Raw genomic sequence first — 12102 nt, forward strand, 5'->3', positions numbered from 1 at the left:
ATTGATGCAACCCTTCAGGCGTTCGCGAGCTGACGGGGTGACAACCTCGTCAAAAGCCCTACCTGTTGCGGATTTCGGCAAGTTGCGGTAAAAAAGATGGGGTAATTTTTGTCAACAAGGCCCATCTGTTAAATATGTTTCCTCAATTTTACCACATCCACCTGCAACACCAACTAAAAACGGACGTATACGTGACGCTTAAAATCTTGGTATATCTTTTGCAATGCCACAAACAAGTTAGTATTGAGTTGCTGGCTTCTTTGATGCCTTATCCCATTTTATTTGAGAGTCTTCGTTGCAGCATACAAAGATTTATTAAATTATCTTGCCTCGATATTAAAAACCTCTGGTTCCCTATTGTTCGATAATTTATAAAAACAAAATTTTCTCGCTCCCAGAGCCTTAAACTTACTGCTGTGATTTGGGTAGGAGTGATATTGCAGTTACTTCTGACACAGATACATTTAGCGGTAAATAAATTACCAAAGTTAGGAATCATTATGCCAAGTTGAGAGCAAATATCCAGCGAAAAGCCAGGAAAGGCTCGCGTTGCACTCGGCGTAGATGTCGAGAATTGTTGAAACGGTTGTCGGGCAAAAAAAAGCGCTTTCAGACTTTGGTAAATCACACTATCAGTCACCGTATCGTAACCAAGGCTAAGAACAAAAATCAAGTTGTCGCTTTGGAAGATTTGACGGGAATTAGGGAGCGCACAAATCACCAGCCACGCTCGAAAAAAGTGCGGAGACGATTCAATAACTGGGCATTCTTTCAGTTGCGCCAATTCCTAATCTACAAAGCTATAAAGCATAGCGTAAAGATTTTGTTTGGGGAGCCTAGCTAGATATACTAGCAAAATGTGCCACAAGTGCAATCATATTCACCCTGGACGGGGCGAATCTTATAGAACTGGTAAAAAGTTCGCTTGTGACCATTGTGGCTGGAAAGGTGATGCCGACTTAAACGGCAGTAAGAATATTGCTGCTATTGGGGCTTTCGTAAATAAGCCCGAAGGTTCGAGATTGTTTTGCAATGTGCAAGATTATTTCAGGGCGATTGAAAGCCCACACTGTGCCTGTACTCAGGGAGCGTGCTGGGTAATTTACCAGGCCCTGCTACAATCCACTTAGTCTCCCTTTAATTTTTGCCATAGACTTCCATGAGTGAAACCGTCCTAGAAGTTCGCAACCTGCGGGTTCAATTTCAATCTGCGGACGCAGGCGATGCGTCTGCAACCGTCAAAGCGGTTGACGGCATTTCGTTTGAGGTCAAGCGAGGGCAAACTCTGGGCATCGTGGGAGAGTCGGGTTCGGGAAAATCGGTAACATCCCTGGCTGTTATGGGTTTGCTGTCGAGTTCGTCAACGAAAATCGAGGGCGAAATTTGGTTTTCTCCGACAAAAGACGGCGCTAGCAATGGGCCTGTGAATCTGCTGGAAATGCCGGACAGGGAAAAACAAACATACCGGGGCAGTCAGATTGCGACGATTTTTCAAGAGCCGATGAGTTCGCTAAATCCCGTTTATACGATCGGATTTCAACTCACAGAAGCCATTTGTTTGCACCAACAGGTGTCGCAGACAGAAGCGCGGCGCCAAGCTGCTTCTCTGCTGCAAGAAGTGAAGCTGCTACCGGGCGACGATGAGCTCAGGCAGCGGTGTTTGGCTTTGCGGCAAGAAGCGGTTCGGGAGGACGATCGCGATTTGATGCAGCTCGTCAACGGCCAAAAACAAGCTATGCTCGATCGCTATCCCCACGAACTATCAGGCGGTCAAATCCAGCGCGTGATGATTGCAATGGCCATTTCTTGCAATCCAACTTTATTAATTGCTGATGAACCTACCACGGCTTTGGACGTAACCGTGCAGGCAACAATCTTAGCTTTGCTGCGCGAGTTGCGGGACTCTAGAGGCATGGCAATGATTTTTATTACCCACGATTTGGGCGTCATTGCTGAAATTGGCGATACGGTGGCGGTGATGTACCGAGGCAAGATTGTTGAGTGCGGTGCGATCGAACAAATTTTCAGCAATCCCCAACATCCTTACACAAAAGGTCTGTTAGCTTGCCGCCCAACTCTCGATCGGCAAAGGCGCCGTTTGCCGACAGTTTCCGATTTTATGGATGTCACCACAAATGCTAGCGGCGAATTAGTAATTGTCGAGAAAAATGCCGATTTAGACGGCGACAACAGTGGGGGAAATCCCGCTTTTGCAACCGGAAAACCGCCTCGGCTGCCGCATATTTCCGGCCCTTTGCTAGCTGTTGATAACTTGCGAGTCGGTTTTCCGGTGCAGGGAATGTTTGGCGAAACTAAACGCTTGTTTATGGCGGTAAACGATATTTCTTTTGAGGTTTACCCCGGCGAGACTTTGGGTTTGGTGGGCGAGTCTGGCTGCGGCAAATCTACTTTGGCGAGGGCTTTGCTGCAATTAATTCCGATCGCCAGCGGTAAAGTGTTTTTTGAAGGTCAAGAAATTACGCCTCCTGCCAGAAGTAGTTCGGCATCGCAGTGGATGGCTAATTACCGGATGAAAAAAGAGTACGATCGCAAATTGCGGTGGCTGCGGCGCGATCTGCAAATTATTTTTCAAGATCCTTTTAGTTCTCTCGATCCGCGCCTAAATGTTGGGGATGCGGTGATGGAACCGATGGTGATTCACCGCTTTGGTAAGAACCAGAAAGAACAGCGCGATCGCGCGGCTTATTTGTTGGAGAGAGTGGGTTTAAATCCCGATTTTATGCGGCGCTACCCTCACGAGTTTTCGGGTGGACAGAGACAGCGAATTTGTATTGCTAGAGCTTTGGCTTTGAATCCTAAGTTTATTATTTGCGATGAGTCGGTTTCGGCATTAGATGTGTCGGTGCAGGCGCAAGTTTTAAATTTGCTGAAGGAGTTGCAAACAGAGTTTGGACTGACTTATATTTTTATTTCTCACGATTTGAGCGTGGTCAAGTTTATGAGCGATCGCGCGATCGTGATGAACAAAGGTAAAATCGAAGAAATTGGCACTGCCGAGCGCATTTACCGCCAACCGCAACAAGCTTACACGCGGCAACTCATAGCTTCTATTCCAGCGGGGAATTTGGAGCGAATTCGGCAACAGCAACTAGGTCGCCAAGCTGCTTGGCCCCCATCGCCTGCGGATGAATCAGAACAAAATTGATATCTAGTGTTTTAAACTCGTATCAATTACCAATTGCCCGTTACCAATTACTAATTAGCCATTACGGGCGAACATCTCCTGCAAGGAAAAACTGCTATGAAGGTTTTTTTCTTTTTATCTTCACAAATCAGCAGTTTATATTTATTTTAACTTCATAATTTATGCTCAGATTCAACCTGTTTGAACTTGACTAATATTCCGGGCTGTTTAACCCACAGCCAGGGCGCTAAACGCAGTATTTTTCTACATCAAACCAAGTTATTTCTACAGGCCAAAAGTGCGGTATAACAGGCTACTATAAGGCGGTAAGCAGATTCAGGCGCAGCCTAGATAATTAGGGTTTGCGTCTAGGACTAGCTAAATTAGGCCAAATGTCCAATGACTAACAACAATATATCGCGTAGTATTATAAGTAAACTCTCTCTCTGAGTCGCAAAAATTAGCAAATGCGTACCCCAGCTAAAAAGAGATTGGTGGCTACTTCCGTAAATACACTTAATTATCTCCTCGTTTTGGGTACATTTACCCAATGATCCAATATTAGAGCTCGCAAAGTAGGAAATATTTATAATATTTAAACATCTTTATTGTAATTTTTAAATCAGCACAACTCAAAGTAACTATAGAGTAAAAGAATGAAACATTCAGTTCAAGTAGGAGAATCCAAAAGCACTAAATTGGTGAAATTCCTGCAATTGTTGTGGACAAAAATTATGGCAGCAGTCACCACAATACAAAAAGCAGAATCTAGAAAGCATTCTGAAAAAAAAATCAGCGTAGCGACGATCGCCCCTGGGAGTTTATTCTCAATTTTGATAATTGTACTGCTGGTGTTAAACGGGTGGCTCGTAGCTGGCAGCGGCGATAATTTCTATGCCCGCCAACTCGCCCTGGGATTTTTGGCAATAGCAAATATTGTCTTTTGGGCGGTATCGGCGGGTTCAAAAGCTTCTGCTGTCGCAGCCCAAAACGATCGCCCATCCAGCGAACCCAACGGGGGCGATCGCTTTTTTAGTCTCTCGCTAGATATGCTGTGCGTCATTAGTTTTGACGGTTATATAACACTCATCAACCCAGCAGCAGAAAAAATCCTCGGCTATTCCCCAGGAGAAATGATTGGCAAACTCTTCATTGAATTCGTGCATCCAGACGATCGCGAAACTGCTTTAAAAGAAGCTGAAAGTGTTGCTACGGGGAATAATACCGTTGGGTTTGAAAACCGCTGGCGCCGTCGCAACGGTTCTTACAAGTGGATAGCCTGGACTGCTACGGGTTTCTGCGAGGAAGAATTGATCTATGGTGTCGGGCGCGACATTACCGCTCAAGAACAAGCAGAAGCAGCGCTGCAAGAAAGCCAGCGTTTTCTCGAACAAATTGCCAATGCTACTCCGAATATTCTCTATGTCTACGACGAGATCGAGCAGCGAAATGTGTACAACAACCGCGAAATCAATGTCGCGCTGGGCTATACCGTAGAAGAAGTTCAAAAAATGGGCAGCAGTCTGTTGCCTACCATTATCCACTCTGATGATTTAGCTAAATTTCCAGAATATTTGCAGCAATTGGAAACTGCTCCCGACGGCGAAGTTGGTGAGTACGAATACCGGGTGCGCGACAAAAATGGCTGTTGGCGCTGGCTAGTCAGCCGGGAAATTGTATTTAGCAGAACAGAGGAGGGAAAAATTAAGCAGCGTCTCGGTTCTGCTACGGACATTACAGAGCGAAAAATAGCAGAACAAGCTTTAGCAGAACAATTGAAACTTTCTTTATTCACAGCAGATGTGGGAATTGTTCTAACTCAAAATCAGGGTTTGCGTAGAACTTTGCAATATTGCGCCGATGCAGTTGTGCGCCATTTGGATGTTGCCTTTGCTCGGATTTGGACGTTGAATGAAGACGGAAATGTATTGCAAATGCAAGCAAGCGCGGGGATATATACTCATATTGACGGCGCTCACAGCCGCATTGCTGTCGGCGAGTTCAAGATTGGTTTAATCGCCCTGGAGCGACAACCTCACATCACTAATTCTGTGAAAGAAGATCCCCGAATCCAGGACAAAAAATGGGCCTCACGACAAGGAATGGTGGCTTTTGCTGGATATCCGCTAATTGTTGACAATCAGTTGCTGGGAGTAATAGCGATGTTTGCTCGCCAGGAGTTGAACGAATCAACGCTGATTGCTTTGGCATCAAGTGCCGATACGATCGCCCTGGGAATTAAGCGCAAACAAACAGAAGAAGCTCTCGCCAGACAACAGCAAACTTTGAGGGCAATTATTGACAACGCTCCGATCTGGGTATGGCTGACAAATGCTAGCGGGCGGATGTTATTAATTAACAAAACTTTCTGCGAAGATGTGGCTATACCTGAATCAAGATTTTTAGCAGCATCTCACTATTCCGAAGTTTTGGGATTAGAAGCATCTGCTAACTGCATGGCATCTGACGCGCAAGCGTGGAGCCAAGATATTCCCTGTTATGCTGAAGAAGTGCTGCAGCTTGCTGATGGTAAAGAACATTATTTGGAGACAATCAAAACTAAGGTTAAAGATGATTCTGGTAACGCGATCGGCTTAATTGGTTTGGGTTTGGACGTTACAAAACAAAAAGAAGCTCAAAGACAGTTGCAAAAGTCGGAAGCGAGATTCCGCAAATTAGCTGAGCAGGAAGCGCTGCTGAACCAGCTAGCTAGCAATATCCGCCAATCTCTGGATTTAGATACTATTTTGGCGACAACTGTGCAGCAAATTCGCGAGTTGCTACTGCTCGATCGCTGTCAGTTTATCTGGTATTTACCCGACGCTTCGCCACCGGTTTGGGATGTGAGATACGAGGCAAAGAATGCCGATTTGCCCTCGCGTTTGGGTTTATATCCTGTCGAGCCAACTGCTTCTATCGGTGAGCGGATTGCCAATTTGGAAATAATTCGGATCGACGATGTTGAGGCATTAACCGATCCAGCCGAACGGGAATTTTTAATGTCTGTAGGGCTCAATTCTCTGCTGGACATTCCCCTTCAAACACAGTCGGGTCAAATTGGCACGCTCCTCTGCGGTGCTTGCAGCGGGGTGCGGCTGTGGAGAGACGAAGAAGTGGAACTGTTAATGGCAGTAGGAACTCAATTGGCGATCGCCATTAATCAAGCCGAACTTTACGAAAAATCTCGCCTCGCCGCCGCCGAATCAAAAGCAGCAGCAATGCAGCAAAAATTGCTCAACCAGCTAGGCAGTCAAATCCGCGCTTCTCTAGATTTAGATACTATCTTGGCAACAACTGTGCGGCAAATTCGCGACTTGCTGCAACTCGATCGCTGTCTGTTTATGTGGTATACGCCCGAGGCCGAGACGCCCGCTTGGGATGTCGTCCACGAAGCTAAAAATGATGACTTGCTCTCGCTTTTGGGTTATTACCCTGCTGAGGTAACGGGGACACTGGCGCAAAAGATAGCTAATTTGGAAATCTATCAAATAGATGATGTTGCAACTTTTAGCGATCCAGTAGAAAGGGAATTCTTTTTGCAGGTGGGTTACAAGTCTGTCTTGGATTTGCCGGTTAAGAGTGCAGGGGGTTTAACTGGAGTTGTTGGCTGCACTTCTTGCCGCGAGGTGCACAGGTGGACAAAAGACGAAGTGGAGTTGCTATCGGCAATTTGCGATCAATTGTCGATCGCCATTAGTCAATCCGAACTCTACACTAAAAGCGTCGATTCAGCTCGGATAGCGCAAGAACAAGCTGCAAAACTCGAAGTAACTCTGTGCGAACTTAAGCTTGCTCAAACCCAGCTCATTCAAGCAGAAAAAATGTCAAGTCTCGGTCAGATGGTAGCAGGAATCGCCCACGAAATCAATAACCCGGTCACATTTATTTTCGGCAATCTTACCTACACAGAAGAATACGCCAGAAACCTGATGAAACTGGTGCAAATGTATCGAGATGAATACCCGGAACCTTCTCCAGCGATTCAGGAGGAAATAGAAGTTTTAGAGCTGGATTTTGTGCTAGACGACTTGCCGAAAATGCTGTCTTCTATGCAGGTGGGAGCCACTCGCATCCGGGATATCGTGCGAAGTTTGCGAAATTTCTCTCGCCTCGATGAATCTGACATGAAAAAAGTTAACATTCACGAAGGCATCGACAGCACATTGATGATTTTAGAACACCGTCTGAAAGTTCAGCCGGAGCGCCCAGCAATTCAACTTGTTAAAGAATACGGGCAATTGCCACGGGTGGAGTGCTACGCCGGACTATTGAATCAGGTGTTTATGAATATTATTGCTAACGCTATTGACGTGTTACAAGAACCGCTCGAAAATCCGGGAATTATCCGCATTCGTACAGAGGTAGAAGGTACTCTCGCTGTGATTAGAATTGCTGATAACGGTGCAGGGATGACAGATCAAGTCAAGCAACGGATATTTGACCCGTTCTATACTACCAAACGGATCGGTTCAGGAACGGGGATGGGTTTAGCGATTTCCCATTCAATTATTGTAGAAAAACATAAAGGTGAAATTAAGTGTTTCTCTGTGGTAGGGAAAGGTACTGAATTTATAATCGAGATTCCGATTAAAAGAACAGAAAATTAAATTGGTTTTTCGGCCAAAATACTAAGGTGCATCACTTGGAAAGACCTGATTTTTTTGTACTAACCTTAAGACAGACGCACCCTACAGGCTACACACAGATAAAAGTTATTTTACCAGAAATTTGTCTGCTGCGTATTGCCCACCCTCCAACTAAAATTGATATGATATTAAAAATCTAAAATCTAAAATCTAAAATCTAAAATCTAAAGACGCACCCTACAGGCTACACACAGAGAAAAGTTATTTTACCAGAAATTTGTCTGCTGCGTATTGCGCCGCCTACAAGGAAAATTGATATGATATTAAAAATCTAAAATCTAAAATCTAAAATCTAAAATGGCCTTACCTCCCGGCAGTTTCGGTTTACCCCTAATTGGCGATACCATCAACTTTTTGCAAGATGCCCAATTCGCGAAAAAACGCCAGCAGCAGTACGGAAATATTTTCAAAACCAGCATTTTCGGACAGCCTACAGTTTTCATGTGCGGCCAAGAGGCTAATTTGTTTGTTTTAAGCAATGAAAACCAATATTTTGTTGTGACTTGGCCTCCCAGCACGAGAGCGCTTTTAGGGCCGCTTTCCTTAGCGTTGCAAACGGGTGCTAACCACCAAAATCGGCGCAAGTTGCTGTACCAAGCATTTGGGCCGCGAGCTTTAGCTGGCTACATCGGCGGGATGGAAGATATCACTCAGCGCTATTTGGAAAAATGGGCAAAAATGGAAACGCTGACTTGGTATCCCGAACTGAGAAATTATACTTTTGATGTGGCCGGTAAGTTGTTAGTAGGGATTGAAAATGGTTCGGAAACGGCGCTTGGACATTATTTTGAAACTTGGTGCAATGGTTTATTTTCGATTCCTTTAGATGTGCCGTGGAGTCAGTTTGGTAAAGCTAAAAAGTGCCGAAAGCTGCTGTTGGCAGAACTTGAAAAGATTATTCGCGATCGCCAGCAAGGAACCCCTAGTGACAATGATGCTGTGAGTTTGCTGATTTCGGCTCGCGATGACGAGGGAAATAGTTTGAGTTTGGATGAGTTAAAAGATCAAGTGCTGTTGCTGCTGTTTGCGGGACACGAAACTTTAACTTCGGCGATCGCCTCTTTTTGTCTTCTCCTAGCTCAAAATCCCGATGTGATGGCAAAAGTCCGCGCCGAACAGCAGCAGTTCCCCGCTACGGAACCGCTAACATTGGAACAGCTCAAAGAAATGACTTATTTAGAACAGGTTATGCGAGAAGTGCTGCGGTTTGTTCCGCCAGTGGGAGGCGGTTTTCGGCAGGTAATTAATGATTGCGAGTTCGGCGGCTACGAAATTCCCAAGGGTTGGATGGTACTTTATCAAATCAATCAGACGCATCAGGATAGCGCAGTTTATCCCGAACCCGATCGCTTCGATCCCGATCGATTTAACTCCGAGCGATCGGCTAAACCGTTCAGCTACGTACCCTTTGGCGGCGGTTTGCGAGAATGTTTGGGCAAAGAATTTGCGCGATTAGAGATGAAGTTGTTTGCGGCAAAGATTGTTCGGGAGTTTGAATGGGAACTTTTACCGGATCAAGATTTGAATTTAATCAGAGTACCGACTCCGCATCCCCGCGACGGTTTGCGAGTCAAATTTCGGCGAAACTATTCTTAAGAACAGGCAAGATGCCTGTTCCACAATCGGTAAATTTTCTTGTGGGGCGGAACTATTCTTAAGAACAGGCAAGATGCCTGTTCCACAATCGGTAAATTTTCTTGTGGGTTGGGCTTCTAGCCCGCCCGTGCAAGAGCTTAGTCTCAATCAACATCCAATTGCATCGGCCCCAAATACTTAGTTAAATAAGGAGAAAAAACCTCATAAATCAGAGTCAATGGCTTCCCGTGATGCCAAAACAAATAGTGTCGGCCCCAAAAAGGCCCCGACTGTTCAAAAGCTGACTCCAAAGCCACCGAATTACCGCAATAAATGCCCTGCACATCGCGATACAATTCTGTCCGCAGCCTCGCTAAACTGGCCCAAATTGGCAAAGATTTATTTTGTAAATATTCGTCTACATGACTCGCTTCCCACCAAGAAGTCGCATAGGCCAAGCGCTGTCCCGAAGCAGTCCGCAGCCACACTTGTCGGCGCAGTCGCGGCCCCGGAACGGCGACAATTTGCTGGGGCGCGCCGTCTGCGTCTTCACCGACTAAGGACATATCGATCACATCTACTTCTGTTGGTTCCCCTGTCAGCAGTTGCAGGTGACGAGTGGGGGAACCGTCGCCCAGGAGCAGTATTTGCCATGCCGGTGCGAGCTTGGTGTGGGGTAAACCCTTCTGTACTGCGTCTTCGGCTCCTTGCCACAGGGGGTTGAGAGCGTGCCAGGTGCGGCTGTTTTTGGGTGTAAATGTTGCAGTCAAGGGTCTTTACAAAACTTAATTTTTTGTTTATTATAACGCTTCTGGAATTATGGAATCAAAAATCAAAAATCGACTGACGATCGCCCAGATGATTTTGAGTGAATTAGTTATAATACAGTTCGCGATCGCACTCCGACTCTCATAACCGGGTTTTGTGCGAAATCTGCGGGTTGCAACCCCTATTCTCGTAAAAAAAACGCTTTTTCGCTACCCGTGCGTAATTCCTAAATACTTTTATTCGACTGATTTTATTGGATTTTTCTACTGACTACTGACTACTGACTACTGACTTCAAAATCTGCTATATGTTACGAATAACCGAAATAAAACTCCCCCTCGATCATCCTCAAGATGCGATCGCCAGTGCAATCCTCAAAAAGCTGCAAATTCCCCCCGAAGAATTGCTCGGCTATTCCATCTTCAAGCGCAGTTACGATGCTCGTAAAAAAGCAGAAATCCTCCTTGTCTATATTGTGGATGTAGAGACGACACAAGAAAAGCAACTTCTCCAACGCTTCAAAAAAGATCCTCATGTGATGGTAACACCAGACACGAGTTATCGCTATGTAGCCAAAGCCCCCAGCAATTTGACGATTCGCCCCATTGTGATTGGTACAGGGCCGTGCGGTATGTTTGCCGGTCTGATGCTGGCACAAATGGGGTTTCGCCCCATCCTTTTAGAACGCGGAAAAGCTGTGCGCGATCGCACAGTTGACACCTTTGGATTTTGGAAGAAAAAAACAGAATTCAACCCAGAATCTAACGCCCAGTTTGGCGAAGGTGGTGCGGGTACTTTTTCCGATGGCAAGCTCTACAGCCAAGTTAAAGATCCTCAACATTATGGGCGGAAGGTGTTGACGGAACTTGTGAATGCCGGAGCTTCACCGGAAATTTTATATATTAATAAACCGCATATTGGCACGTTCAAACTGGTGGGAATTGTCCAAAGTCTTCGCGCCCAAATTGAATCATTAGGTGGAGAAATTCGGTTTCAAACTCGTGTAGAAGATATCCACATCGAAAATGGAAAAGTCCAGGGACTTACCCTCGCTAGCGGAGAATATATTGCTAGTAATTATATAGTTCTGGCGGTGGGACACAGCGCCCGCGATACTTTTGAAATGTTGTTTTCGCGCGGGGTTTACATCGAGGCTAAACCTTTTTCTATTGGTTTTCGGGTGGAACATCCCCAAACTATTATCGATCGCTGTCGTTTTGGCGATCGCGCGGGCCATAAGCTTTTGGGTGCCGCCGATTACAAACTGGTTCACCATTGCCAAAACGGCCGTTCTGTGTACAGTTTCTGTATGTGTCCCGGTGGTTTGGTAGTGGCGGCTGCGTCAGAACCGGGGCGACTTGTCACTAATGGGATGAGTCAATATTCTCGCAATGAACGCAATGCTAACAGCGGAATTGTTGTCGGTATCACGCCGGAGGATTATCCGGGTCATCCCTTAGCAGGAATTGAGTTTCAGCGTCGCCTAGAAGAACGGGCATTTGAGTTAGGAGGTGGCACTTACAACGCCCCTGGGCAGCTTGTGGGTGATTTTTTGGCGAATCGCCCTTCCACGGCGCTAGGCAGTGTGCAGCCGTCTTATACGCCGGGAGTTGTGATGACTGATTTGAGCGAAAGTTTGCCCGATTATGCGATCGCAGCTATCCGCGAAGCACTTCCGGCTTTTGACAAACAGATTAAAGGATTTGCGATGGATGATGCGGTTTTGACTGGGGTGGAAACGCGCACTTCTTCACCAATTCGGATTAAACGCAAGGAAGATTATCAGAGTTTGAATACAGAAGGTCTTTATCCTGCTGGGGAAGGTGCAGGATATGCCGGTGGAATCCTGTCGGCGGGTATTGATGGGATTAAGGTGGCGGAGGCGGTTGCTTTGAGTATTTTGCAATCTTCAAACCACAAAATTTGAGGCTGGATTTGAGGATTTTTAGATGATTTGAAGATTGCCCT

7 protein-coding genes are annotated in these 12102 nt (G+C 45.9%); 6 read left to right on the forward strand and 1 reads right to left on the reverse strand.

The features are described from left to right. Positions 1-616: 616 nt before the first annotated feature. The 5 genes from QT987_RS29980 (at position 617) to QT987_RS18395 (ending at position 9387) form a co-directional block, all read left to right on the forward strand. Complete coding sequence (locus QT987_RS29980; RefSeq protein ID WP_445299612.1) at positions 617-844, forward strand: IS200/IS605 family accessory protein TnpB-related protein; 228 nt, start codon at positions 617-619, stop codon at positions 842-844. After that, positions 828-1130 carry a zinc ribbon domain-containing protein gene (locus tag QT987_RS29985; RefSeq protein ID WP_445299613.1) on the forward strand — a complete coding sequence of 101 codons (303 nt, stop codon included), beginning with the start codon at positions 828-830 and terminating at the stop codon, positions 1128-1130. The genes QT987_RS29980 and QT987_RS29985 overlap by 17 nt, the downstream gene beginning before the upstream one ends. A gap of 29 nt (positions 1131-1159) precedes the next feature. Beyond that, positions 1160-3166, forward strand: a complete 2007-nt coding sequence (locus QT987_RS18385; protein ID WP_333242583.1) for an ABC transporter ATP-binding protein — start codon at positions 1160-1162, stop codon at positions 3164-3166. 635 nt (positions 3167-3801) lie between these two features. Beyond that, the gene (locus QT987_RS18390; protein WP_333242586.1) at positions 3802-7752 is read left to right on the forward strand and encodes a GAF domain-containing protein; all 3951 of its coding nucleotides are present in this window, start codon (positions 3802-3804) and stop codon (positions 7750-7752) included. A gap of 336 nt (positions 7753-8088) precedes the next feature. Further along, positions 8089-9387, forward strand: a complete 1299-nt coding sequence (locus QT987_RS18395; protein WP_333242589.1) for a cytochrome P450 — start codon at positions 8089-8091, stop codon at positions 9385-9387. Between the two features lie 143 nt (positions 9388-9530). Here QT987_RS18395 and QT987_RS18400 read toward each other — a convergent pair whose 3' ends face one another. Next, positions 9531-10136 carry a chorismate lyase gene (locus tag QT987_RS18400; RefSeq protein ID WP_333242593.1) on the reverse strand — a complete coding sequence of 202 codons (606 nt, stop codon included), beginning with the start codon at positions 10134-10136 and terminating at the stop codon, positions 9531-9533. 305 nt (positions 10137-10441) lie between these two features. Between QT987_RS18400 and QT987_RS18405 the strand changes: the two genes are divergently transcribed. Next, positions 10442-12061 (forward strand): NAD(P)/FAD-dependent oxidoreductase, encoded by a 1620-nt coding sequence (locus tag QT987_RS18405; RefSeq protein WP_333242596.1) that lies wholly within the window; start codon positions 10442-10444, stop codon positions 12059-12061. Positions 12062-12102: the final 41 nt, after the last annotated feature.

It is taken from the genome of Microcoleus sp. SVA1B4, from assembly GCF_036700545.1.
Lineage (GTDB): Bacteria > Cyanobacteriota > Cyanobacteriia > Cyanobacteriales > Microcoleaceae > Microcoleus.

Excerpts from the sequence above, each read along its gene's own strand:
- QT987_RS18405 (WP_333242596.1), top strand. The coding sequence starts at position 10,442 with ATGTTACGAATAACCGAAATAAAACTCCCCCTCGATCATCCTCAAGAT.
- QT987_RS18395 (WP_333242589.1), top strand. The coding sequence starts at position 8,089 with ATGGCCTTACCTCCCGGCAGTTTCGGTTTACCCCTAATTGGCGATACC.
- QT987_RS18385 (WP_333242583.1), top strand. The coding sequence starts at position 1,160 with ATGAGTGAAACCGTCCTAGAAGTTCGCAACCTGCGGGTTCAATTTCAA.
- QT987_RS18390 (WP_333242586.1), top strand. The coding sequence starts at position 3,802 with ATGAAACATTCAGTTCAAGTAGGAGAATCCAAAAGCACTAAATTGGTG.